Genomic DNA, 22292 nt, shown 5'->3' with positions numbered 1-22292 from the left:
CAGTCAGGCGCAGCCGAGCTCGCCGAGCATGCCCCGCCGAAGTTGCGTGATGATGCGCTTGATCAGGCGGGACACGTGCATCTGCGAGCAGCCGAGCCGTTCACCGATCTCGGCCTGCGTGGCCTCCTCGACGAACCGGAGATGGATGATCTGCCGGTCGCGTTCGTCGAGCTCGGCCAGGAGCGGCGCGAGGGAGTGGAAGTCCTCGACCAGCCTGATGCCGTCCTCCTCCACGCCGATGAAGTCGGCGAGCACCGCTTCGCCGCCCTCGGGGCCGTCGCCGGTGAGTGCGGCGTCCAACGATGAGGAGTTGTACCCGTTGGAGGCGATCTGTGCCTCCACCACCTCGTTCTCAGGGAGGTTCATCAGCGTGGCGAGCTCGGTGACCGTCGGATCCCGGTCCAGACGGCTGGAGAGTTCCTCGCGTGCCCTGGCGAGCTCCACGCGCAGTTCCTGGAGCCGCCGCGGCACGTGGACCGCCCAGGTCGTGTCGCGGAAGAACCGCTTGATCTCACCGACGATGTAGGGGAGCGCGAACGAGGTGAACTCCACCTCGCGCGACAGCTCGAACCGGTCGATGGCCTTGATCAGGCCGATCATCCCGGTCTGGACGATGTCCTCCATGTCGTCGCCGCGGTTGCGGAAGCGGCCGGCCGCGAACCGCACGAGCGACATGTTCATCTCAATAAGGGTGTTGCGTGCGTACTGGTACTCGTGCGTGCCCTCTGCGAGCTCCGTCAGGCGCTGGAAGAAGTGGCGGGACAGCTCCCGTGCGTCGCGCGGAGCAACCGATCGCGGGTCCACGACTCCCGGCAGTGGTTCGACGCCCGTCCGGGTCTCCACGGTCTCCTCGACCTGCGCCTCAGCCCGGATCACGGCGGTGTCCATTACCTCTCCCCACGAAAGTCACGCTTCGAGCCTGCCTCCACGGCATGGGCCCCGACCGGCACGCGCGGGGCCGACCGGGTCCGCGACCCCCAGGTACCCACGACGCGGGAATATATGCATCTCGGGACCGCCGTCCCACGCGAGCGGCGCGCGGATCCCGTCTTCGCTCGGGCAGCTTCACTCAGGGCAGAACGCCGGCCGCTTCCCCCGGCGGGCACGGCTTCTAAGCTGAGCAGGATGAGCGAACAAGCGCCGAACGACGCCCGCGTCATCCCCCTGCGCCCGCCGTCCCGCAGGCTCCAGGCCTCGCCCGCCCAGGAGACATCCCCGCCCAGGCCGTGGACCGCCCGCCCGGCCTCCGCCCGCCCTGCCGCCCCGCCTGCGCGGACCGGTCACGTCACCCCGCGCCCCGTCGCCGCGCCCGGCCGGTCGCCCGTCACTGCGAAGGAACCCCTCTGGCGCGACCTGGTCGGTGACGTCCTGCGCCGCGAACGCCTCGCGCAGGAGCGCACGCTCAAGGAGGTGGCCGAGGCGGCGCGGATCTCCATGCCGTACCTCTCGGAGATCGAGCGCGGCCGCAAGGAGGCCTCGTCGGAGGTCCTCGCGGCCGCCGCGCACGCCCTCGGCCTCGGCCTCGGCGACTTGCTGTCCCTCGCGCAGAGTGAGCTGCTCCGGTCGGCCGGCCGGACCACGAACCGCGGCCGCCGCCCGGCCGGCTCCCCGTACGACGGACTGTGCCTGGCCGCCTGACCACGCCCCGGCCGGCGCCTCAGACCGATGTCAGGCGCCGGCTCAGCACTTGATCGGCCAGCCCGTACCCCACCGCCTCCTCGGCGGTGAACACCTTGTCCCGGTCCATGTCGGCGCGCAGCGCGGCGACGTCGTGGTGGGTGTGCCGGGACAGCACCTCCTCCACCTGGGAACGGATCCGGACCATCTCCTTGGCCTGGAGGGTGAGGTCGGAGACGGTGCCCTGCCGCCCGCCGCTCGCCGGCTGTCCGAGCAGCACGCGCGCGTGCTCCAGCACGAACCGCCGCCCCGGATCCCCGCCGGCCAGCAGCACCGCGGCCGTGGACGCCGCCTGCCCCACGCAGAACGTGGAGATCGGCGACTGCACGAACGTCATCGTGTCGTAGATCGCCATGAGCGAGGTGAACGAGCCGCCGGGCGAGTTGAGGTAGATCGCGATCTCGTGCTCCGGGTTCGCCGACTCCAGATGGAGGAGTTGCGCGATGACGACGTTGGCGACGCCGTCGTCGATCTCGGTGCCGAGGAAGATGATCCGCTCGTTGAGCAGCCGGCTGAACACGTCGTAGGAGCGTTCGCCCTGCGCGGTCCGCTCGATGACGTACGGAACCGTGTACGACCCCATGTCACAGCCCCATCCGTCGGCGCGACGCGGCCGGGCGGACATCGGCGAGCGACTCCACCACCCGGTCCACCATCCCGTACTCCCTGGCCTGTTGGGCCGTGAACCAGCGGTCCCGGTCGCCGTCCCGGGAGATGGTCTCCTCGCTCTGACCGGTGTGCTCGGCGGTGATCCGCTCGATGGTCCGCTTGGTGAACTCCAGGTTCTCGGCCTGGATCTCGATGTCTGCGGTGGTCCCGCCGATCCCCGCCGACGGCTGGTGCATCATGATGCGCGCGTGGGGCAGTGCGAACCGCTTGCCGCGCGTGCCCACGGTCAGCAGGAACTGGCCCATGCTGGCGGCGAAGCCCATGGCCAGGGTCGACACGTCGTTGGGGACGAGCCGGATGGTGTCGTAGATGGCGAGCCCGGCGGTGACCGAACCGCCGGGGCTGTTGATGTACAGGCCGATGTCGGTACGCGGGTCCTCGGCCGACAGCAGGAGCAGTTGCGCGCAGACGCGGTTGGCCGACACCTCGTCGACCTGTGTGCCCAGGAAGACGATCCGCTGGGCGAGCAGCTGCGCGGCGAGATGGTCGTCGAAGCGGCTCGGCGGGGTGTCGCCCTCCTCCGCGCGGGGCGAGAGCCCGGCGAGTGCCGGCAGTGGACTCAGTGGAGTCATCGGGTCTCCTTGTCGTGGCAGGGATGCCGTCGAAACCACTGTTGACCGCGGGCCGTGCCACGATGCGGTTTCTCTGCCCGCGGCAGATTCGCCACGGGCAGAGCACGTCCGCCCAACCGCCGCCGGGGCAGGGCCGGTTCCGGGACTCAGCCCTTCTCGCGCAGTTGCCGGAAGAACGCCCGTACGTCGGCGACCAGCAGGTCCGGCTCCTCCATCGCGGCGAAGTGCCCGCCCCGGTCGAACTCCGTCCAGCGCACGATGTTCTCCGTCCGCTCCGCCCTGTGCCGCAGCGGAACCTGGATCTCGGCCGGGAAGACGGCGACCGCGGTGGGCGCGGTCGACGGCTCGGCCGGGGCGGCCGACCGGCCCGGGGCGTGGGCCCGCTCGTAGTAGAGCCGGGCGGACGAACCGGCGGTCCCGGTCAGCCAGTACAGCATCACGTTGGTCAGCAGCCGGTCGCGGTCGACGGCCTCCTCCGGCACCTCCTCGGAGTCGGTCCACTCCCGGAACTTCTCGACGATCCAGGCGAGTTGACCGACGGGCGAGTCCGTGAGCCCGTAGGCGAGGGTCTGCGGACGCGTCGCGTGCAGGATGGCGTACCCCGTGCCCTCGCGCTGCCAGGCGGCCCAGCGGCGCCAGGAGGCCAGCGTGCGCTCCCGCTCCCCGGGGCCGAGCGCCGCCAGTTCGTCGTCGGTCGGCTCGGTGGCCTGCTGCGCTCCCGGCAGCAGGTTGAGGTGGACGCCGATCACCCGGTCGGGGTGGGCACGGCCCAGTTCGCGGGAGATCACCGCGCCCCAGTCACCACCCTGCGCGCCGAACCGCTCGTAGCCGAGCCGCATCATCAGCTCGGCCCACGCGTCGGCGACCCGGCCCGCCTCCCAGCCCCGGTCCCGGGTGGGCCCGGACAGGCCGTAGCCGGGAATGCTCGGCACCACGACGTGGAACGCGTCGGCCGGGTCGCCGCCGTGCGCGGCCGGATCGGTGAGCGGCCCCACGACATCGAGGAACTCCACGACCGACCCCGGCCACCCGTGGGTGATGACCAGCGCGGTGGCGTCCGGCTCGGGGGAGCGGACATGGGCGAAGTGCACGTTCGCCCCGTCGATCGTGGTCGTGAACTGCGGCCACTCGTTCAGCCGCGCCTCGGCCGCCCGCCAGTCGTAGTCGTGCCGCCAGTACCGGACCAGCTCGCGGAGGTAGTCGCCGGGCACCCCGTAGTCCCATCCCGCGCCGGGCAGCTCGTCGGGCCAGCGGGTGCGGTCGAGGCGGTCGTACAGGTCGTCGAGGTCGCTCTGCGGGATCGTCAGGCGGAAGGGCCGGATGCCGCCGGTGGGCGATGACGTCGTCATGTCCGGGATGCTAGTCCGGGGACGGGGAACCGCTTTGCGGATCGGCCGGCGTCCGACCGATGAGTTTCGCGGCGGGCAGCGGTCGACACAGATGACCGCGTCCCACACTCCAGGAGGTACTCGTGGCCACCGAAGGATTCACCACCTGTCTCTGGTTCGACGGCCAGGCCGAGGAGGCCGCCCACCACTACGTCTCCATCTTCAAGAACTCCAGCATCGGGCGGATCGGCCGCTACACCGAGGCGGGGCCGGGCCCGGCCGGCTCCGTGATCGCCGTCGACTTCGTGGCCAACGGCCACCGGTTCGTGGCGCTCAACGGCGGCCCGCAGTTCTCGTTCAACGAGGCGATCTCCTTCCAGATCTTCTGCGAGAACCAGGAGGAGATCGACTACTACTGGACCAAGCTCACCGAGGGCGGCGGCGAGCCCGGCCCCTGCGGCTGGCTCAAGGACAAGTACGGAGTGTCCTGGCAGGTCATCCCCGACGGACTCATCGACATGATCGGCGACCCCGACGCCGAGAAGGCGGCGCGCACCACCCGGGCGATGCTCTCCATGGGCAAGCTCGACATCACCGCCCTGGAGAAGGCGTACGCGGGCGAGTAGCGGCGGCCGGCCGGGGTCAGCGGGACCGCGCCCCCTCCCGGACGACCCGGGCGATCTCCCGTGCGATGCGCAGGATGCCGGGGGAGCGGACCGGGCACGGCTTCGGGGTGGACGTCGTCGGCGCCAGACAGAAGTGCAGGTAGTCGTCGTCGCGGTGCAGGGCGGTGCGGTTCCGGCTCGGCCGGGTGCAGTCGGCGGGGTGGGCCCGCTCGTACGCCGTGCACGGCAGGTACTGCGCCCAGGTGTAGCGGGTCCCGGCCGGGCTGACCGTCCGGCCCGCGTCGGCGACCAGGTCCCCCGCGGCCGCGGCCCGCTGCGCGTAGAGGGAGTTGACCCGCCGGATCCGGTCGGGCGTGATCGGGTCCGGGCCCTGCAGCACCCAGACGATCCGCGGACGGTGGGACCCGCCGGCCGCGGCGATCTGGTCCGCGAGCCGCTTCGCGTCGGCGGCGTACCGCTGGAGATAGCCGCTGCGCGACCCGTTGTAGGTGATGCCGTCCATGCACGGTGTGAAGCCCCACGCGTTGCCCCAGAACTGCAGCACCACGAAGTCCGGGTGATGGGCCCGGACCAGGGCGGCCGCCTTGTCCGCGGGCGGGACGAGGGACCGCACGGCCGTTCCCTCCAGGTAGTCGCACAGCGTGGTCCCCGAGTACGGGGCGCTCGTGTACGTGGCGTGCAGCTCCGTGCGGAGCTGCACGCCGAGCACGTTCTGGCTCTCCATGGCCAGTGAGTCCCCGAGGTAGAGCACCCCGGGCGCCCGTACCGGGGCCCGGCCGGGCGAGGCGGCGGCCCGCTGCTGCGTGGAGGTGCCCGGCGCGCCCGCCACGGAGGGGGTCGCAGGCGCTCCGGGCCTGTCCACCGGGTCCCCGCACGCGCCGAGCAGCACACCGGCCAGCAGCACACCCACGATCCACGGCTTGCGCATACGGCAACTCCCGCCCCGGCCACCGAAACGGCTCCCCAGGCAAGCACAGCCGGGCACAGGGGGAAAGAGCCGCGTCGGCCACCGGACCCCGGGGCCTGGTCCGCCGGACAGGCCTCAGACGCGGTCGGCCGTGATCAGCAGGTACTGGAAGCTGCCGTTGCGGTAGGCGGACAGGAACGTCTCCTCGATCCCGGTGACCAGGTGGTCGGCCTGTTTGCGCAGCTCCCAGTACGGGATCGTGGCCGCGGTCAGGTCCTCCACGTGGACGGGCACCAGGCGGTGCCGGGCCATCGCCCGGAAGTACGCCGACCTCGGGTGGATGTCGCAGATGTAGTGGGCGTTGATGAGCGAGACCTCCCTGGAGGCTCGCCCGTAGGTGTCGTTGTAACAGCCGGTGATCACCACGTAGCGTCCGCCGCGGCGCAGCAGCCGGGCGTGTTCGGCGAACAGCAGGTCCAGCTCGACGTACATCGTCGACTCGTTGTTCCAGGAGGCCGCGTACGCGCCGGTCGTAAACCCGGTGTCGAGCATGTTGCGGTGGTGGTACCGCACCTTGTCGTCGATGCCCCGCTTGCGGGCCTGCGCGTTCGCGAACTCGGCCTGCTTGGCGGAGATGGTCACGCCGTCCGCGTGACAGCCGTGCATCAGGTGCGCCACGACGCTGCCGCCGCCGCGCCCGCAGCCGGCGTCGAAGACGCGGTCGGCGGGGGACAGGTGGCCGAGATGCGAGGCGAGGAGTTCGGCCTGGGCGTGTTCCAGTCGGTGCAGTTCGGCGGTCACCCGCTCCCGGCGCCGGGTTCGGTCGGGCTCGTCGAGCACGGACCGGTCGACCTCCCCGACGCCGTAGTGGTGGTGGTACAGGTCGTCGATCTTGCCGAGCTCGAGGTTGACCGGGTTCTCCTCGGCGTTCCAGTAGTCCGCGACGCGGGTCTGGTACGTGGACTGGGTCGGGACAACCGGTGCTGCCGTGGTGCGCGCGTGGGCTGTGGTCAACGATGACTCCTCGTTGGTGCGACTGACATGACGTCAGGTGTGCTGTCTCTACCAGTAGTTGGGCAGGTGGTAGCGGTGGGTGTTGGTGGCGTGCCACTCGTGGTTGCCGGCCACCCAGTCGGACAGGCCCCGGGCGTAGCGCTCGACGAGCGGTGACGTGGCGGACAGGAGGGCGGCCTCCTCCTCGAACGACTCCATGATCCGGTTGTGGATCTCGACGGACTTCAGGTAGGCGGCCTTCAGCCCGCACCGCTCGTTGGCCGCGACGACCTGGGGCAGATTGAGGTGGTCGGGGTCGTTGGCCAGTTCCTTGGTGAAGGAGTACAGGTCGTTGACGATCGTCGTGGCATTGCAGGCCAGGGCGGTGATCCGCTGGATCTCGGGGCGGGAGTGGACGATCTCGGGCAGCTCGTAGCCGTCGACGGCGTCGACGATCGACAGACAGGGACGGAAGTTGTTGAACTGCCGCATCACCAGGTACTCCCACACCCGCGGCACGTACCGGGTCTCCGCCCAGGCCGCCTCCGCCAGGTAGCCGAGGTGCAGCCGGGCGATGTCGTGCACGAACCGGCCGGTCTGGCTCGGGGTGGCGAACGCGGCGTAGTCCTTCAGGGCCCAGTGGTACGAGCGCAGCGGCCCGTCGGCCTGCATGCCCTGCCGCCAGTGCTCCTCCAGTTCAGGGGTGCCGTGGTACGGGTCGATCGCCGACTGGGCCATGATCAGCCGTCCGCCGAGGCCGCGCGGCGAGCCGCCCCGGTCCTCGCAGTAGCAGTCGTCGACGATGTTCTCGGCGAGCAGCAGCTTGCCCGCCGCGGTGAGGCGGTCCAGGTCGGCCGCGCCCGGATGCTGGAGCGCCACGGCCCGGCCGAACTGGAACCCGGCGAAGTCCCCCGTCCAGGCCTCGGGGAACAGGTCCAGGTGACGGGCCCAGACTTCCAGCCTGCGGTCGACCTCCGCGGCCTTCTCGGGGTCGGCGGGAACGGCCGGCCGGTACTTCAGGCCGGGTACGGCGCCTTCGCGCCGGGGGTTCCGCATGGTGCGGGCCAGGTTCGGGGGCCCGGGCAGCGCGAACGGGGTCGTGCTCGGCGCAGGAGCGCTCCGAGCGTGCTCGACCGTCACTCGGCGGTCCGTCCGATCTGGACGTTCTCCAGGACGCCGGCCGCGTCGGGAACCAGGACGGCCAGCGAGTAGTAGGCGGTGACCAGGTAACTGATGACCGCGGCCGTGTTGATGCCCATGAAACGCACGTTGAGGCCGGGCTGGTGCTCGTCCGGGATGCCCGTCTGGTGGAGGCCGACCACCCCCTGGTCACCCTCTCCGGTGCGCAGTGCGATGATGCTGCTGGTGTGCTGCGGTGTGACCGGGATCTTGCCGCACGGAAACAGCGGCACCCCCCGCCAGGCGGGTACCTCGTGGCCGTCGACGTTCGCGGTGCCGGGCACCAGGCCGCGCTTGTTGCACTGCCGGAAGAACGCGGCGATCGCCTTCGGGTGGGCGAGAAGGAGCTTGGTCCTGCGGCGCATGGACAGCAGCTCGTCGAGGTCGTCCGGCGTCGGCGGCCCGCTGAAGGTGCTGATGCGCTGGCCGTAGTCGGTGTTGTGCAACAGTCCGAACTCCCGGTTGTTGACCAGTTCCCACTCCTGTCGTTCGCGGATCTCCTCGACGGTCAGGCGAAGCTGCTGCTCGGTCTGGTTCATCGGGTCGTTGTAGAGGTCGGCGACCCGGCTGTGGACCCGCAGCACGGTCTGGGTGAGCGACAGCTCGTACTCGCGGGGCGCGAGTTCGTAGTCGACGAAGCCGCCGGAGAGGGTCGGTTCGCCGACGTGCCCGGCCTGCACGGGGACGTCCGCCTCGCCCTTGCGGTTCATGGGCAGCCGCTGCCGGGCCGCGTACGCCTGAAGATGGGCCGCGAGGGACGGCACGCGGTCGGTGAACTCCGTGACGACGTCCCAGGGCAGGACCAGCACCACACCCGCCGTGTCGGCCCGCACCGAGCTCAGCCAGAGGGGATCGGGCTGACCGATGGCCTCGTCGCCCATCTGGTCGCCGTCCGTGACCACACCGACGACCTCCTCCTCGCCGTACTTTCCGGTGGTGTAGCGGGTGAACCGGCCATGGGCCACCAGGTAGGTCTCCGTGACGGGTTGGCCCGCCTCGAAGAGCACCTGGCCGGCCCGGACCTCCCGCACCCGGAAGCGGGAGGCGATCTCCTTGAGCACCTCGGTGTCGGGATAGCCGCGCAGCACGGGCAGTTCGGTCAGCGTCTGGGGAATCACCCTGATGTCGTCGCCGCCGTTCTGGTCGAACTGCACCCGCCCGCGACCGACACGCAGTGTGAGGCGCCGGTTGACCCGGTAGGCACCGCCCTTGACGTCCACCCACGGCAGCATCTTCAGCAACCACCGCGAGGTGATGGCCTGCATCTGCGGCTCGGACTTCGTGGTGGTGGCGAGTTGCCGCGCCGCCCGGGTGCTGAGACTGGTGAGCTGCCCGTCGGCCGGGGCGTCGGCGGCCGGCTCGGGGGCGGGTTCGTCGGTGGCGGGACCGGTGGCGCTGTCGGGTGCGGACACATTCCCTCCCGGAACGTGAACAGAGTGAGCGGAACGGTCGGTGGGAAAACGCGCAGGTCGTGCGCAGGGACAAGCCAAACAGGCAGGAGTGACGCGAGGTACCGCGTGCGGGGGGCGGTTTCGCGCCCGTACCGGTGCAAACCCACCGAATGAGGCGCGATGTCCGAGGGAAACGAGCGCACGCCTCCGGTCACGCCCGCGTCTCCGGCGCACGGCGGCGCACATGCATCCCACCGTCCCCATACATGCGCCCCACCGGCCGCATACACCGCTCCGGCCGCCTGCCTCCCGTCCGTCGCGCGCCCGCGTCTGTCTCGCGCCGGCGTCTGTCTCGCGCCGGCGCGCGACGGTTCAGGACAGGTCGTTGACCAGTACCGCCGCCCCGTCGAAGCGCCCTGCCTTGAGGTCCTTCAGGGCCTGCTGGGCCTGTGAGAGCGGATAGGCGTGCGTGGTGGCGCGCACGCCGTACCGGGCGGCCCGGGCGAGGAACTCCCGACCGTCCTCACGGGTGTTGGAGGTGACGCTGCGCAGTTCCTTCTCGTAGAACAGGTCGGTCGCGTAGTGCAGGGGCGGGACGTCGCTGAGGTGGATACCGGCGACCGACAGCACACCCCCGCGGTCCAGGGCCCGCAGGGCGACCGGGACCAGATCGCCCACGGGGGCGAACAGGATCGCGGCGTCCAGGGGTTCCGGCGGCAGCCCGTAGGCGTCGCCCGCCGAGGCCGCGCCCAGCTCCAGGGCGAGCCGCTGCGCGGCGGCACCACGGGTCATGACGTGCACGGTGGCCCCTTCGGCCAGCGCCACCTGTGCGCACAGATGGGCGCTGCCCCCGAACCCGTACAGACCGAGCCGCCCGCCCGGTGGCAGCGACGCCCGGCGCAGCGCGCGGTAGCCGATGATGCCCGCGCACAGCAGCGGCGCGAGAGCCACGTCGTCCACCTCGCCGGGCAGCCGGTAGGCGAAGGCGGCGGGGACGGTGGTGTACTCGGCGTAGCCGCCGTCGGCGTCCCAGCCGGTGTAGCGCGAGGCCGGGCACAGGTTCTCCGCACCGCGTCGGCAGTACGCGCAGACGCCGTCGGTGTGGCGCAGCCAGGCCACGCCCACCCGGTCGCCGGGCGCGAAACCGCTCGCCGCCGGGCCGAAACCGGCGACCACGCCGACGACTTCGTGCCCGGGCGTGACGCCGGGCCGGTGCACCGGCAGGTCGCCCTCGGTGACGTGCAGATCGGTACGGCACACCCCGCAGGCCCGTACGTGCACGAGCAGCTCGTCGTCGCCCGGCACCGGGACGGGCTTTTCGAGCAGACGAAGGGGATCCTGCTCGACGGGCCCCGGGGCGGTCACCGCCCACGCCCGCATCGTGCCGTCCGTCATGCCCTGCCCCGTCCGTCCAGGGCCGCCCGGGTCCGCTCGGGTCTGCTCGGGTCCGGCCTTCGGTGTGGCTCCAGTGTGGAACAAAAGAGCCCGTTCGGCGCGCGGTCCGACCGGTGGATGGCTAGCGTGAGGATGCGGACAAGCCACCGAACGGGAGAGGGCCGCGGCCATGGCGGTAAAACCTGAGGGAACCCCCTGTTGGGCCGATGCGATGTTCGGCGACGTAGAGGGAGCCAAGCGCTTCTACTCGGACGTCCTCGGCTGGACCTTCGGCGAGTCGTCGTCGGAGTACGGCAACTACACCCAGGCCTACGCGGACGGCAAGGCGGTGGCCGCGGTCGTCCCGCCGATGCCGGGGCAGGAGGGGCACTCGCAGTGGTGCCTGTACTTCGCGTCCCCGGACGCGGCCGCCACGGCCGGCAGGATCCGCGACAACGGCGGCGAGGTTCTGATGGAGCCGATGCAGGTCGGCGAGTTCGGCACCATGTGCCTGGCCCGCGAACCCAGCGGTGCCGTCTTCGGCGTCTGGCAGGCCGGCACCCACGAGGGCTTCGAGGCCACCGCCGTGCCGGGCGCCTACTGCTGGGCCGAGGTGTTCACCCGCGAGCCGTCGCGGGCGGACGCGTTCTTCACCGCCGTGTTCGGCTACTCCGCGCAGCAGATCGAGGACGACGCGATCGACTTCCGCATCTTCAACGTCGGCGACAACGCGGTCCTCGGCCGGATGCGGATGACGGACGACTTCCCGCCCGAGGTGCCCCCGTACGTCAACGTCTACTTCACCGTCGCCGACTGCGACGAGGCCGTCGCCCGGGCGACCAAGCTCGGTGGGGTCCTGCGGTTCGGGCCGGTGAGCAGCCCCTTCGGCCGGATGGCGGCCCTCAGCGACCCGCAGGGCGCGAACTTCTCCGTGATCGACATCACGACCACCGAGGGCGAGATGCCCAAGACCAAGGACGTCTCCTAGGCGCCGCCCGGGGGCCCCGCAGGGTCGTGGCATGATCGGGGCCATGCGTGAACGTGTGGTGGCCGCGTGCGACGGGGCCTCGAAGGGCAATCCGGGTCCGGCGGGCTGGGCGTGGGTGGTGTCCGACGACTCCCTCGCCCCGGCCCGCTGGGAGGCCGGGCCGTTGGGGACGGCCACCAACAACGTCGCCGAACTCACCGCGCTGGAGCGGCTCCTGGCCGCGACGGACCCGGATGTGCCGCTCGAGGTCCGGATGGACTCGCAGTACGCGATGAAGGCCGTCACCACCTGGCTGCCCGGCTGGAAGCGCAACGGCTGGAAGACGGCCGGCGGCAAGCCGGTCGCCAACCAGGAACTGGTCGTGCGGATCGACGAGCTGCTCGACGGCCGCTCGGTCGAGTTCCGCTACGTGCCCGCTCACCAGGTCGACGGCGACCCGCTCAACGACTTCGCCGACCGCGCCGCCAGCCAGGCGGCGACCGTGCAGCAGCCCGCCGGCAGCGCCGCCGGTTCGCCGGAGCCGCCGCCGGCCCCCGCCCCGGCCGCGCCGCGCCGCCGCGCGAACGGATCGCCCAAGGTGTCGCGGCAGCGCGGCGGCGGATCGCCGTCACGCACCATCAAGGCCAAGTTCCCCGGCCGCTGCGCGTGCGGCCGCTCCTACGCGGCCGGCGAGCCCATCGCCAAGAACGACCAGGGCTGGGGCCATCCGGAGTGCCGCACGGCCGTCGGATAGACCCGAGCGGGCGGCCCGGCCGGTCACACGACCGCGCCGCGCCACCCGCCGCTCTCCAGCCCCCGGTCCTCGATGAACTTCTTGAAGCGCTCCAGGTCGCCCCTGGTCTGCCGCTTCACGAAGCCGAGCTTGTCGCCGACCGTCTCGGCGATGCCGCCCGGATGGAAGTCCATCTGGAGCATCACCTTGGTGTGGCCGTCGTCCAGGCGGTGGAAGGTGACCACCCCCGCCTGTCGTGCCTCGCCGTCGACGGTCGTCCAGGCGACCCGCTCGTCGGGGATCTGCTCGGTGATCTCCGCGTCGAACTCGCGGTGCACCCCGTTCACGTTGGTCACCCAGTGCGTCAGTGTGTCGGTGCGCTGCTCGATCCGTTCCACCCCGCTCATGAACTCGGGGAACGTCTCGAACTGCGTCCACTGGTTGTAGGCGGTGTGCACCGGGACGCCGACCTCAATGGATTCCTCGACCTGCGACACGGCTGTGTCCCTCCTTCGCCTTCGTCGGGAGTACCTCCAGTCGGGTACGCCCGGCGCGGGTACCGCGCGCCCTGGGAGGCAAACCAGGTACCGGCTCCGGATCAGTCGGTGTCGAAGGTGTAGTGGGCCGTGTGGTCGAGCATGTCCGCCGGGGTCACGTCGTTCCACGGCTTCATGGTGTCGTGCAGATCCACCACGTTCGGCGTACCGCCGGCGGGCAGGTAGCCGGAGCCCGGCTGCCGCCGCTGCCACTCGGCCCACAGCTTGTCTATGTAGGCGTGGTGCAGCCAGAACACCGGGTCGTTGGGGGAGACGCCGGTGGCCATCTGACCACCGACCCAGACGTGTACCCGGTTGTGCAGGTTGACGCCGCGCCAGCCCTCCAGGTGGTTGCGGAAGCCGTCCGAGGCGCTGTTCCAGGGAGCCATGTCGTACGTTGCCATCGCCAGCACCGACTCGACCTCCGCCCGGGTGGGCAGCTCGCGGACCCCCTCACCGAGCGAGCGGCGCAGGTAGGTGCGGCTGTCGACGCGCACGGCGATGGGCCAGTTGCCGGTGGCCGCGGCGAACGGACCGTCCATCACCCGGCCGTCCGTGCTCCGTCCCGTCCCGCCGAGGAAGTCGGGGGCCCACAGCGAGGCGCGCGCGGTGCGGTCGGTGCTCCAGTCCCAGTAGGGCAGGGCGACCGAGGAGTCCACCGACTGCAGCGCCTGCTCGAACTGGAGGAGGAATCTGCGGTGCCAGGGCAGGAACGACGGTGAACGGTGGCCCGTGCGCTCGCCGTTGTCGGTGTCGCCCATGATGAAGGCGTTGTGGGTCGTGACGAACGTGTCGTAGCGGCCGCTGCGCTTGAGCTCCAGGAGGGCGGCGACGAACCGCCGCTTCTCGTCGGCGGTCAGGGCGGCCTGGTTCTTGCGTACGGTCATGTGCGGGTGCTCCGGGTGCGCTGGCGGGGGCGGTCAGTTGGCGGGGAACGGGACGAGCTTCGCGCCCTGGAGTTCGTCGACCGCGGCACGGGCGGCGGCCCGCGGGCTCATGACCGGGTCGTAGTGGCTGACGACGCTGATCCAGGTGCCGTCCGCGTTCTGCATCACATGCAGTTCCGCGCCGTCGACGAACACCTCGTAGCTCATGTCCATGCCGTGGTGGTGACCGCTTCCGCTCGCCGGACGGCCCTGTATGCGGCGGCCCTGGTAGACCTCGTCGAACGGCTCGGGGAAACCGTGGTGGTCGTGGTGCCGCGGCTGCTCGGTGGCGGACGCGGGCGGTGCGGCGACGGTGCGGGCACCGGCGGCGGCCGCGAGCGCGGCCGTCACGGCGAGCGCGTGACGGCGGCTGAGTTCCGGCATACGGGTCCTCCGGGATGTGTGAGAGGTGGGACTCCGCATGCCTATCGGTCCGCCGGGAAGCGGGAGAAATCGCCGGGAAGTGGTTGGCTGGGATCCGGACAAGTAAGTACATCTCGTGCAAGCTTGAACGAAGGTGATCTTGCTGTGACGGGCGCGCCGAGGGCTCCGGGGGAGGGAAATCCTGCTGTCCCCCGGGGCGTTCGCGGTGCTCTTTCGCCGGGCCGCGCGTGGCGCGTGGCGCCGCTCACGCCGGGAAGCTGACGCGATCCGCGATCACCGGGGTGAGGCGGTGAGCCCCGGCCCGGTGGTGAATGTCCATTCACCCGCTAAGGTGAACGGACATTCACCACCTCTCGCGCCATCCGCTGGAGTGCCGATGGACCAGCCCGCACCGATATCCGACCCGCCCGACGCGCGTGTCGTGGGGACCCGCGCGCGGGACCGGTTCACCATCCCGGTGCTGGCCTTCTGCGGCATTCTCATGGCCGTCATGCAGACGGTGGTCGTGCCCCTGCTCCCGGACCTGCCGCGCCTGACCGGCGCCTCGCCGGCCACGGTCTCCTGGACGGTCACCGCGACCCTGTTGTCCGGCGCCGTCCTCACCCCCGTGCTCGGCCGCGCCGGTGACATGTACGGCAAGCGCCGGGTGCTGACCGCGGCGCTCGCCCTGATGACGGCGGGCTCGGTGATGTGCGCCCTGTCCTCCGACATCGGCGTGCTCATCGCCGCCCGCGCCCTGCAGGGCGCCGCGGCCTCCGTCGTTCCGCTGTCCATCAGCATCCTGCGGGACGAACTGCCCCGTGAGCGCCGGGGATCCGCGGTCGCGCTGATGAGTTCGACCGTTGGCATCGGCGCCGCACTCGGTCTGCCGCTGGCCGCCCTGGTCGTGCAGTACGCCGACTGGCACACCATGTTCTGGCTGACCAGTGCCCTCGGCGCCACGGGTGTGACGGCGGTGTGGTGGGCGGTCAGGGAGTCCCCGGTGCGGGAACCGGGCCGGTTCGACGTACTGGGCGCGCTCGGTCTGGCCGCCGGTCTGGTGTGCCTGCTGCTGGCGGTGTCCCAGGGCGGCCAGTGGGGGTGGGCCGGTCCGCGGATCGTGGGCCTGTTCCTCGCCGCGGTCGTCGTCCTGTCCCTGTGGTGGTGGCAGCAGCTGCGGGCCCGGAGGCCGCTGGTCGACCTGCGGCTGGTGTTCCGCCCGCGGGTCGGTCTGTCCCACGTGGCCGCGACTCTGACCGGATTCGCGTTCTATGCCAACTCCCTGGTGACGGCCCAGTTGGTGCAGGCGCCGAAGGCCACCGGCTACGGGCTCGGGCTGTCCATCGTCGCCACCGGTCTGTGCCTGCTGCCCGGCGGCGTCACCATGCTGCTGTTCTCGCCGCTGTCGGCCCGCATCTCGGCGGAGCGCGGACCGCGCGTGACGCTGGCGCTGGGGGCCGCGGTCATCGCGTGCGGATACGCGGTGCGCATCGCCGACAGCCGCGACCTGTGGATGATCATCCTCGGTGCCACGGTCGTGGCGACCGGGACCACGCTTGCCTACTCGGCGCTGCCCACCCTCATCCTGCGCGCCGTCCCGGCCGGGCAGACCGCCTCCGCCAACGGTGTCAACGTCCTGATGCGCACCATCGGGCAGGCCATCTCCAGCGCGGCGGTCGCCGCCGTCCTCGTCCACCACAGCAGCCCCGTCGGCGGCGCCGAGGTGCCCACGCTGCACGGCTACCTGCTGGCGTTCGCGATGGCGGGCGCCGTCGCCCTGGCCGCCTGCGCGGCAGCCCTCTCCATCCCCGGTGACCGCGCCGACGCAAACACGCCGGAGCCGCACGGGCGCACCCCGAGGGCCCGGGACCAGGCCGTGGAGGGAGCATGAGCGCCGTGAGCACTCCATCCGGCATTTCCGCCACCGCGCCCGTCGGTACCTCGGCGTCCGCGCCCGCCGGCACCTCGGCCGGCGCGGACGCCTCCCCGCCGGCACCCGCGAGGCGGGATGCCGAGGCGACCAAGGCGGCCATCCTCAGAGCCGCCCGGTACTTCCTGGCGCGGCAGGCCCACGCCGACATCACGCTCAAGGCGGTCGCCGAGCGTGCCGGAGTCAGCCCGCCGCTGATCCTGAAGTACTTCGGCACCAAGGACGCCCTCTTCGCCCGTGTCATGTCCTTCGACGACGACGCCACCGCCCTGCTGGACGCACCGCTGGACGCCCTCGGCCGCCACATGGTCCGCCACGTCCTGGACAGCCAGCGCGAGCGCGGCGCCGACCCCGTCCTGCGGATCGTGTTCGCCCCCCTGCACGGCGCGCACGGCGACGTCCTGCGCGCCAACTTCCGCGCCCAGGTCACCGAACGCCTCGCCGAGCGCCTCGCCGGAGCGGACGCCGGCCTGCGCGCGGAACTCGCCGTCGGCGCCCTGCTCGGCCTGGGCGTGATGTACGGCATCGCGCACGGCGCCCACCTGCGGGAATGCCGGGTCGACGACCTCGTGGAGCGCTACGCTCCCCTGGTGCAGGCGCAGTTGACGCCCCTGATGCCGTGACCGGAGGCGATGCGGCACCGGCCTGCGCGTTTCCGCGCGGGTGACGTGAGCCGCCCGGGATGCGGAAACGGCCCGGAGTGGTCGGTTCCGCGCCCGGCTGTGACGAGTGCCACACTGATCGCATGGACGAACGTGAATTCGGCAGGTCCGGTCAGCACGCGTCGGTCGTCGGTCTCGGCACCTGGCAACTGGGCGCCGACTGGGGTGACGTGGACGACAAGGAGGCCCTCGCCGTACTGGAGGCGGCCGCCGAGTCGGGGGTCACCTTCTTCGACACCGCCGACGTCTACGGCGACGGGCGCAGCGAGGAGACCATCGCCACCTTCCTCAGCACCCGGCCGGATCTGCACGTGCTGGTCGCCACCAAGATGGGCCGGCGCGTCGAGCAGATCCCGCAGAACTACGTCCTGGACAACTTCCGCGCCTGGAACGACCGCTCCCGGCGCAACCTGGGCGTCGACCGCATCGATCTGGTGCAGCTGCACTGCCCGCCGACCCCCGTGTACTCCTCCGACGAGGTCTTCGACGCGCTGGACACCCTCGTCGCGGAGGAACGGATCGCGGCGTACGGCGTGAGCGTGGAGACCTGCGCCGAGGCACTCACGGCGCTCGCACGGCCGAACGTGGCCTGCGTGCAGATCATCCTCAACCCGTTCCGTATGAAGCCCCTGCGCGAGGTGCTCCCCGCCGCGCGGGAGGCCGGTGTCGGCATCATCGCCCGGGTGCCACTGGCCTCCGGCCTGCTGTCGGGCAAGTACACCAAGGACACGGTCTTCCCCGCCAACGACCACCGCACCTTCAACCGGCACGGTGAGGCGTTCGACCAGGGCGAGACCTTCTCGGGCGTCGACTACGCGGCGGGCGTGGAGGCCGCCGCCGAGTTCGCCGCCCTCGCCCCCGAGGGATGGACCCCGGCCCAGCTGGCGCTGCGCTGGATCATCCAGCAGCCCGGCGTCACCACCGTCATCCCGGGTGCCCGCTCACCCGAGCAGGCCCGCGCCAACGCGGTGGCCGGCAAGCTGCCCCCGCTGGACGAGGAGCACCTCGCGGCGGTCCGGAACCTCTACGACCGCCGGATCAAGGACCAGGTCGAGGCCCGCTGGTAGCGGCCCGGAAAGCGGTGACGCAGGCTCGGGAGCGCCGAAGCCCGGGACTGGTCCGTCGGACCCCCGCCTGCCGCCGGGGCGCTCACGGCTCGAGGCGCAGTTGGCGCTCCTGCTCCTGGTCTCCGGCGGCGGCGCCCTCCTCGTGCGCCGTGAAGGCGTGGGCGAGGGTGTCAGTCGCCGTCTGCACGGCCTCCGGGGTGCCCTGGAAGGTGACGGTGACCGGCGCGGACAGGCGGCCGCCGCCCGGCCGGCTCCCGGACGCCGCACCCCTGGCCGCCTCACCGGAGAACGTGGCCGTGCGGACGGTGGCGTTCTCGTCGCGGGGGCGGTCGTCCGGCGGACCGAAGGCCCCCGCCAGGGCGTCCACGACCGCTCCCGCGTCGGCGACCGCACCGCCCTCGATCGTCACGGTGAGCTGTGTGCCGGGCATCGCCGTTACCTCCTCGACCGGGTGCCTTCCTCACGCGGTCCGTGTAACCGTCGGCCGATCACCCAAACCGCCGCTTGAACGGGCACGATTCCCGCTTCCCGGGGAACTGGTGATGACCAGGGAGCCGAGTCGTGGCACAGGGAGGGCGGCGTGACGGGCAAAGGCGACGGCGTGGACAGGCGCCGGGGACGCGACGAGTCCGAGGAGGAACGCGCGGACCGCATGTGGACCGAGCTCATCCAGGAGGTCCGGGTGGCGCAGACGGGCGTGCAGATCCTCTTCGGCTTCCTGCTCACCGTGGTGTTCCAGCCGAAGTACGACCGGCTGCCGCACGCTGACCAGGTCCTCTACATCATCACGGTCATCCTGGGAGCCTCGGCGACCGGAGCACTGATCGGCCCGGTGTCCCTGCACCGCCTGGTCGCCGGCCGCCGGGTGAAGCCGCAGACCGTGCGGTGGGCCTCCCGGCTGACCTTCGTCGGGCTCGTCCTGCTGCTCGTCACGACGACCGCCGCGCTGGTCCTGATCCTGCGCGTCGCCACGCACGGCGGCTACGTCCCCTGGCTGGCCGCGGTCGTCGTGGTCTGGTACACGCTGTGCTGGTTCGTGCTGCCCCTGTGGACCCGGCACCGGTACACGTCCCGGTGAGGCCGGGGCAGGCGTACGGCGGCTCGGTCATCGTGCGGCTCGGTCATCGTGGGGTCAGCTCCCCGCGATGACCTCCGCCAGGAAGTCGTCGACCCCGATCTCCTCCTGGCCCGGGGCCACGAGGTCGTGTGTCTCGCGCAGGAAGGCCGCGACCGCGGTGGCCCACACGAACACCACCGCGTGGTGCCGGCCGCCGTCGGGGTGGGCGTCGCCGTAGAACTCCATGCACAGCTCGTCCCACGGGCCGGTCGACACCGGGCGGAAGCGGACGTCGCCGACGCCCACCGGTCGCGACAGTCCGTCGCCGAGCATCTCCCGGTCCAGCGTCCACCGGGCGAGCACCCGGCCGTCGTGGCTGAAGACGACCGTGACGGCGAACGGGTCGTCGGCGTCGTAACTGAGGTGTGCCAGCACGGGAAAGCGGTCCGCGGCACCCGCCTGGAGCTGCACGACGAGGGTCTTGTGGACGAAGGAGTTCACGGCAGGGGCCTCCGGGATCAGGACGTAGAGCCCTCTAGTACCCCGTCCACGCTCAAGATGCTCAGGCGTTCGGGTGATTCTCCGTCCCGAGCGGCCCGGGTCCGGTCGGCGCGCCCGGTCAGTCCAGGGCGTCGTGCAGGGCGGGCAGCAGGGTTTTCACCGACCAGTCCAGGTAGGCGTCCTGCGACTCGCCGCCGATCTGCACGAGGGCGATCTCGGTGAACCCCGCCTCGGCGTAGGGGCGTACGGCCTCCACGAAGGCCTCCGGATCGTCGCCGCACGGAATCGAATCGGCGACGTCGTCCGGCGTGACGAACTGGGTGGCCGACTCGAACGCGTCCGGGTGCGGGAGCTCGGAGTTGACCTTCCAGCCACTGCCGAACCAGCGGAACTGCGCGTGCGCCCGCTTCACCGCCGCGTCGTGGTCGGGGCCGTAGCAGACCGGCAACTGGCCGATGCGCGGTTTGCCCGCGCCGCCGTGCCGGTCGAAGGCCTCCAGCAGGCCGGCCTTGGGTTCGGTGGCGATGACCAGGTCGGCGAGATGGCCCGCGAGCCTGCAGGACTGTTCACCGGAGACGGCGATGCCGATGGGCGGCGGCTCGTCCGGCAGGTCCCACAGCCGCGCCGACTCCACGTCGAAGTGGGCGCCGTGGTGGCTGACATGGCCGCCCTTGAACAGGGCGCGGATGATCCCGACGGCTTCCTCGAGCATGTCGTGGCGTACGTCGACGGCGGGCCAGCCGCCCCCGACGACGTGCTCGTTGAGGTTCTCGCCCGCGCCGAGGCCCAGCCGGAACCTGCCCTGCGACAGCAGCTGCATCGTCGCCGCCTTCTGTGCCACGACCGCCGGGTGGTAGCGGAAGGTCGGACAGGTCACGTACGTCATCAGCGGAATGCGCGAGGTGGCCTGGGCTGCGGCGCCGAGGACGGCCCACGCGTACGGCGAGTGCCCCTGGGAGCGCAGCCACGGAAAGTAGTGGTCGGAGGTCACGGAGAAGTCGAACCCGCTCTCCTCGGCCCGCACCACGTGGTCGACCAGCTCCCGGGGGCCGGCCTGCTCGGTCATCATCGTGTATCCGATTCGCACCATGACGGCCGAGTCCCCGGACGAGCTGCACGAAAACGGCGGATCACCCCGAAGCGGGCCGGAAGGACCGCAGGAAGACGTCGAGGGCCTGCCGGTTGCCGGGTGTGTCGAAGTCCGCGGCCGGGGTCGTCCAGCGCAGCGAGAAGCCGCGGTGGTCACCGAGGAGGAAGCCACGGCCGAAGGTGTGCACGCGGTCGGCCCCCGTGCCGGACAGCCACTCCATGTCGGCGGCCCTGTGTCCCTGGTAGGTCGTCGCCCGGATCTCGCCGATGCGCTGGTACCCGGTGGTCCGCTCGAGGTCCGGCTCGACGTCGTCGCGCCACACGGCGACCGGGTCCGGGCCGACGCGTTCACTGTAGGTGACGGCCAGCGTGCGGGGATCGCCGGTCGCGCCGAAGACGACCCGGTACGCCGGGGCGGCACGCGTGGTGCGCAGCCGCTTCCAGTTCGCGGGAAGGGCGACGGAGAAGCCCTCCGGGGCGTCGAGGCGGCGGAAGCCGGCCGGTAGCCCCGTCGCCGGGGCGGAGGGGGACGGAGGCGGTGTCGTGGGCGGTTTCTTGGGCGGTCGCGATGTGCCCGCACCGGTGCGGCCGGTGGCCGGGGCGGGGGAATGCTCAGCGGTACCGGACGACGGTGCCGCCCTGTCCGTATCGGAGGTCGCGGTGCCGGTGCCGGGGAGTTGGTGGGTCGCCACCAGGATGGCGACCGCGACGGTGACCACCGCGAGGGTCGTGCCCGCGACCAGGGTGCGTCTGCTCCAGGCCCGGCCGGCCCGGCAGGCAGCGGCACAGGCACCGCGCAGCCGGGGCCGGGAGGCGTTCGTCGCGAGGGTGTCCGGGTCCTCGTTGAGGACACGGGTGAGGGCCTCACGGACCACGGGGCGGGTCAGCCGCTCCCGCGAGTCCTTGCGCAGCAGTCCCTGTACGGCCTGGGTGAGCGGTCCGGCGCGCAGCGGGGAGCGCAGGGGCAGCCGGTCCACGGCCTTCATGGTGACCTCGGGCCGGCCCCGCTCGCGGAACGGCGGGCGCCCCTCGACCATGCCGTACAGGATCGCGCCGAGAGCCCACAGATCGGCCGCCGGCCCGATGCGCTCGTTGCGGGCCTGCTCGGGAGAGGCGTACGAGAACGCGGTGATCCGGGGCGCGAGCGTCGTGCCCGCCAGTCCGAAACCGCTCACCACCACACCGCCCTGATCCCGTACGAAGACCTGCCCGGGGCTGAGTTCGCCGTGGGTGACGCCCTCGGTGTGCGCCGCCTCCAGCACGTCGAGCAGGTCGAGCCCGATCCGGGCTGTCCGCACGTAGTTGAACGGGCCTTCCTGGGAGAGGAGTTCGCCGAGCGGCGTACCGTCGATCCACTCGGTGACCGTCCACAGCGTCCCCGCCTCCACGACGGCGTCGACGACCTTGGCGACCCGGCCGGGCCGCAGCAGTCCCATGGTCTCCGTGGTGCGCATGATGCGGGCGGGGATCCGGCGCGCGCCGTCCTCCGCGGCGTCGGCCGGGAGGACGGTCTGCGTCAGCAGGCGGGGGCGCTCCGCCTCGATGTCCTCGCCGTACCAGCAGACGTGGTTGGTTTCGCGGTGCACGACGTCGAGAAGCCGGTACCGCCCGGCGACCAACTCGTGTGTGGAGACGTGCCCCTTGACCATGTCATCCCTCGCTGAACCGCCGGTTCTCACCTTTCCCAGTGGTACGACGGCGAAGAGCGGGTGCGTTCAAAGGATCCGCAATCCGTCGCCTGTTCT

The 22292-nt window shown here is 71.6% G+C and carries 24 protein-coding genes; 8 read left to right on the top strand and 16 right to left on the bottom strand.

Annotated elements, in window-relative coordinates:
• Positions 1–3: 3 nt before the first annotated feature.
• A complete protein-coding gene (locus tag AB0A61_RS26970; RefSeq protein ID WP_361297318.1) occupies positions 4–888 on the bottom strand; it encodes an RNA polymerase sigma factor SigF in 885 nt (294 codons plus the stop codon).
• Positions 889–1125: 237 nt separating this feature from the next.
• Between AB0A61_RS26970 and AB0A61_RS26965 the strand changes: the two genes are divergently transcribed.
• A complete protein-coding gene (locus AB0A61_RS26965) occupies positions 1126–1638 on the top strand; it encodes a helix-turn-helix transcriptional regulator (protein ID WP_361297315.1) in 513 nt (170 codons plus the stop codon).
• Positions 1639–1657: 19 nt separating this feature from the next.
• Here AB0A61_RS26965 and AB0A61_RS26960 read toward each other — a convergent pair whose 3' ends face one another.
• From AB0A61_RS26960 to AB0A61_RS26950, 3 genes are all read right to left on the bottom strand, one after another.
• Positions 1658–2260, bottom strand: coding sequence for an ATP-dependent Clp protease proteolytic subunit (locus AB0A61_RS26960; protein WP_361297312.1), 603 nt, complete (start codon positions 2258–2260; stop codon positions 1658–1660).
• A gap of 1 nt (position 2261) precedes the next feature.
• Positions 2262–2918, bottom strand: a complete 657-nt coding sequence (locus tag AB0A61_RS26955; protein ID WP_361297310.1) for an ATP-dependent Clp protease proteolytic subunit — start codon at positions 2916–2918, stop codon at positions 2262–2264.
• Positions 2919–3064: 146 nt separating this feature from the next.
• On the bottom strand, positions 3065–4267 hold the full coding sequence (locus AB0A61_RS26950; RefSeq protein ID WP_361297307.1) for an epoxide hydrolase family protein: 1203 nt from the start codon (positions 4265–4267) through the stop codon (positions 3065–3067).
• Between the two features lie 122 nt (positions 4268–4389).
• On the opposite strand from AB0A61_RS26950, the gene AB0A61_RS26945 reads away from it, so the two are divergent.
• Entirely contained in the window at positions 4390–4872 is a 483-nt protein-coding gene (locus AB0A61_RS26945) for a VOC family protein (RefSeq protein ID WP_361297304.1), read from the top strand.
• Positions 4873–4888: 16 nt separating this feature from the next.
• Here AB0A61_RS26945 and AB0A61_RS26940 read toward each other — a convergent pair whose 3' ends face one another.
• The 5 genes from AB0A61_RS26940 to AB0A61_RS26920 all read right to left on the bottom strand — a co-directional run bounded on the left by AB0A61_RS26940 (position 4889) and on the right by AB0A61_RS26920 (position 10722).
• Positions 4889–5800 (bottom strand): SGNH/GDSL hydrolase family protein, encoded by a 912-nt coding sequence (locus AB0A61_RS26940; protein WP_361297301.1) that lies wholly within the window; start codon positions 5798–5800, stop codon positions 4889–4891.
• A gap of 114 nt (positions 5801–5914) precedes the next feature.
• Positions 5915–6793: a geranyl diphosphate 2-C-methyltransferase gene (locus AB0A61_RS26935; RefSeq protein WP_361297298.1), complete on the bottom strand. Its 879-nt coding sequence runs from the start codon at positions 6791–6793 to the stop codon at positions 5915–5917.
• Between the two features lie 48 nt (positions 6794–6841).
• Entirely contained in the window at positions 6842–7828 is a 987-nt protein-coding gene (locus tag AB0A61_RS26930) for a family 2 encapsulin nanocompartment cargo protein terpene cyclase (RefSeq protein WP_361297467.1), read from the bottom strand.
• A gap of 80 nt (positions 7829–7908) precedes the next feature.
• The gene (locus AB0A61_RS26925) at positions 7909–9363 is read right to left on the bottom strand and encodes a family 2B encapsulin nanocompartment shell protein (RefSeq protein WP_361297295.1); all 1455 of its coding nucleotides are present in this window, start codon (positions 9361–9363) and stop codon (positions 7909–7911) included.
• A 351-nt stretch (positions 9364–9714) separates the two neighbouring features.
• Positions 9715–10722 (bottom strand): zinc-binding alcohol dehydrogenase family protein, encoded by a 1008-nt coding sequence (locus AB0A61_RS26920; protein ID WP_361297464.1) that lies wholly within the window; start codon positions 10720–10722, stop codon positions 9715–9717.
• A 184-nt stretch (positions 10723–10906) separates the two neighbouring features.
• On the opposite strand from AB0A61_RS26920, the gene AB0A61_RS26915 reads away from it, so the two are divergent.
• Entirely contained in the window at positions 10907–11704 is a 798-nt protein-coding gene (locus AB0A61_RS26915; RefSeq protein ID WP_361297292.1) for a VOC family protein, read from the top strand.
• Between the two features lie 31 nt (positions 11705–11735).
• Entirely contained in the window at positions 11736–12437 is a 702-nt protein-coding gene (locus AB0A61_RS26910; RefSeq protein WP_361297289.1) for a ribonuclease H, read from the top strand.
• Positions 12438–12460: 23 nt separating this feature from the next.
• Here AB0A61_RS26910 and AB0A61_RS26905 read toward each other — a convergent pair whose 3' ends face one another.
• The 3 genes from AB0A61_RS26905 to AB0A61_RS26895 form a co-directional block, all read right to left on the bottom strand.
• A complete protein-coding gene (locus tag AB0A61_RS26905; protein ID WP_361297286.1) occupies positions 12461–12913 on the bottom strand; it encodes an SRPBCC family protein in 453 nt (150 codons plus the stop codon).
• Positions 12914–13014: 101 nt separating this feature from the next.
• Positions 13015–13839 carry a tyrosinase family protein gene (locus AB0A61_RS26900; protein WP_361297283.1) on the bottom strand — a complete coding sequence of 275 codons (825 nt, stop codon included), beginning with the start codon at positions 13837–13839 and terminating at the stop codon, positions 13015–13017.
• 33 nt (positions 13840–13872) lie between these two features.
• Positions 13873–14262: a tyrosinase cofactor gene (locus tag AB0A61_RS26895; protein ID WP_361297281.1), complete on the bottom strand. Its 390-nt coding sequence runs from the start codon at positions 14260–14262 to the stop codon at positions 13873–13875.
• A 376-nt stretch (positions 14263–14638) separates the two neighbouring features.
• Here AB0A61_RS26895 and AB0A61_RS26890 point away from each other — a divergent pair, with 376 nt between their 5' ends.
• The 3 genes from AB0A61_RS26890 to AB0A61_RS26880 all read left to right on the top strand — a co-directional run bounded on the left by AB0A61_RS26890 (position 14639) and on the right by AB0A61_RS26880 (position 17900).
• A complete protein-coding gene (locus AB0A61_RS26890; protein WP_361297278.1) occupies positions 14639–16132 on the top strand; it encodes an MFS transporter in 1494 nt (497 codons plus the stop codon).
• Positions 16129–16794: a TetR family transcriptional regulator gene (locus AB0A61_RS26885; protein ID WP_361297275.1), complete on the top strand. Its 666-nt coding sequence runs from the start codon at positions 16129–16131 to the stop codon at positions 16792–16794. Before AB0A61_RS26890 ends, AB0A61_RS26885 begins: the two co-directional genes overlap by 4 nt.
• A gap of 122 nt (positions 16795–16916) precedes the next feature.
• On the top strand, positions 16917–17900 hold the full coding sequence (locus tag AB0A61_RS26880; RefSeq protein WP_361297272.1) for an aldo/keto reductase: 984 nt from the start codon (positions 16917–16919) through the stop codon (positions 17898–17900).
• Positions 17901–17982: 82 nt separating this feature from the next.
• Here the strand turns inward: AB0A61_RS26880 and AB0A61_RS26875 are convergent, their stop codons facing one another.
• Positions 17983–18330, bottom strand: a complete 348-nt coding sequence (locus tag AB0A61_RS26875) for a hypothetical protein (RefSeq protein ID WP_361297269.1) — start codon at positions 18328–18330, stop codon at positions 17983–17985.
• Between the two features lie 150 nt (positions 18331–18480).
• On the opposite strand from AB0A61_RS26875, the gene AB0A61_RS26870 reads away from it, so the two are divergent.
• Positions 18481–18978: a DUF6328 family protein gene (locus AB0A61_RS26870; protein WP_361297266.1), complete on the top strand. Its 498-nt coding sequence runs from the start codon at positions 18481–18483 to the stop codon at positions 18976–18978.
• Positions 18979–19032: 54 nt separating this feature from the next.
• Here the strand turns inward: AB0A61_RS26870 and AB0A61_RS26865 are convergent, their stop codons facing one another.
• The 3 genes from AB0A61_RS26865 to AB0A61_RS26855 all read right to left on the bottom strand — a co-directional run bounded on the left by AB0A61_RS26865 (position 19033) and on the right by AB0A61_RS26855 (position 22196).
• Positions 19033–19458, bottom strand: coding sequence for an SsgA family sporulation/cell division regulator (locus AB0A61_RS26865; protein ID WP_361297263.1), 426 nt, complete (start codon positions 19456–19458; stop codon positions 19033–19035).
• Positions 19459–19576: 118 nt separating this feature from the next.
• A complete protein-coding gene (locus AB0A61_RS26860) occupies positions 19577–20548 on the bottom strand; it encodes an LLM class F420-dependent oxidoreductase (RefSeq protein WP_361297260.1) in 972 nt (323 codons plus the stop codon).
• Positions 20549–20588: 40 nt separating this feature from the next.
• Positions 20589–22196 carry a serine/threonine-protein kinase gene (locus AB0A61_RS26855; protein ID WP_361297257.1) on the bottom strand — a complete coding sequence of 536 codons (1608 nt, stop codon included), beginning with the start codon at positions 22194–22196 and terminating at the stop codon, positions 20589–20591.
• Positions 22197–22292: the final 96 nt, after the last annotated feature.

The sequence above is a fragment of the Streptomyces sp. NPDC046197 genome (genome assembly GCF_040646295.1).
Lineage (GTDB): Bacteria > Actinomycetota > Actinomycetes > Streptomycetales > Streptomycetaceae > Streptomyces.
The sequence above is the reverse complement of the archived record's forward strand: the minus strand, read 5'-3'. Positions and strand labels throughout refer to the sequence as shown.

What these genes read in the sequence shown, in the direction of transcription:
- AB0A61_RS26970 (WP_361297318.1), bottom strand. Translation starts at nt 888, where the DNA reads ATGGACACCGCCGTGATCCGGGCTGAGGCGCAGGTCGAGGAGACCGTG.
- AB0A61_RS26965 (WP_361297315.1), top strand. Translation starts at nt 1,126, where the DNA reads ATGAGCGAACAAGCGCCGAACGACGCCCGCGTCATCCCCCTGCGCCCG.
- AB0A61_RS26960 (WP_361297312.1), bottom strand. Translation starts at nt 2,260, where the DNA reads ATGGGGTCGTACACGGTTCCGTACGTCATCGAGCGGACCGCGCAGGGC.
- AB0A61_RS26955 (WP_361297310.1), bottom strand. Translation starts at nt 2,918, where the DNA reads ATGACTCCACTGAGTCCACTGCCGGCACTCGCCGGGCTCTCGCCCCGC.
- AB0A61_RS26950 (WP_361297307.1), bottom strand. Translation starts at nt 4,267, where the DNA reads ATGACGACGTCATCGCCCACCGGCGGCATCCGGCCCTTCCGCCTGACG.
- AB0A61_RS26940 (WP_361297301.1), bottom strand. Translation starts at nt 5,800, where the DNA reads ATGCGCAAGCCGTGGATCGTGGGTGTGCTGCTGGCCGGTGTGCTGCTC.
- AB0A61_RS26930 (WP_361297467.1), bottom strand. Translation starts at nt 7,828, where the DNA reads ATGCGGAACCCCCGGCGCGAAGGCGCCGTACCCGGCCTGAAGTACCGG.
- AB0A61_RS26920 (WP_361297464.1), bottom strand. Translation starts at nt 10,722, where the DNA reads ATGCGGGCGTGGGCGGTGACCGCCCCGGGGCCCGTCGAGCAGGATCCC.
- AB0A61_RS26915 (WP_361297292.1), top strand. Translation starts at nt 10,907, where the DNA reads ATGGCGGTAAAACCTGAGGGAACCCCCTGTTGGGCCGATGCGATGTTC.
- AB0A61_RS26910 (WP_361297289.1), top strand. Translation starts at nt 11,736, where the DNA reads ATGATCGGGGCCATGCGTGAACGTGTGGTGGCCGCGTGCGACGGGGCC.
- AB0A61_RS26900 (WP_361297283.1), bottom strand. Translation starts at nt 13,839, where the DNA reads ATGACCGTACGCAAGAACCAGGCCGCCCTGACCGCCGACGAGAAGCGG.
- AB0A61_RS26895 (WP_361297281.1), bottom strand. Translation starts at nt 14,262, where the DNA reads ATGCCGGAACTCAGCCGCCGTCACGCGCTCGCCGTGACGGCCGCGCTC.
- AB0A61_RS26890 (WP_361297278.1), top strand. Translation starts at nt 14,639, where the DNA reads ATGGACCAGCCCGCACCGATATCCGACCCGCCCGACGCGCGTGTCGTG.
- AB0A61_RS26885 (WP_361297275.1), top strand. Translation starts at nt 16,129, where the DNA reads ATGAGCGCCGTGAGCACTCCATCCGGCATTTCCGCCACCGCGCCCGTC.
- AB0A61_RS26880 (WP_361297272.1), top strand. Translation starts at nt 16,917, where the DNA reads ATGGACGAACGTGAATTCGGCAGGTCCGGTCAGCACGCGTCGGTCGTC.
- AB0A61_RS26875 (WP_361297269.1), bottom strand. Translation starts at nt 18,330, where the DNA reads ATGCCCGGCACACAGCTCACCGTGACGATCGAGGGCGGTGCGGTCGCC.
- AB0A61_RS26860 (WP_361297260.1), bottom strand. Translation starts at nt 20,548, where the DNA reads ATGGTGCGAATCGGATACACGATGATGACCGAGCAGGCCGGCCCCCGG.
- AB0A61_RS26855 (WP_361297257.1), bottom strand. Translation starts at nt 22,196, where the DNA reads ATGGTCAAGGGGCACGTCTCCACACACGAGTTGGTCGCCGGGCGGTAC.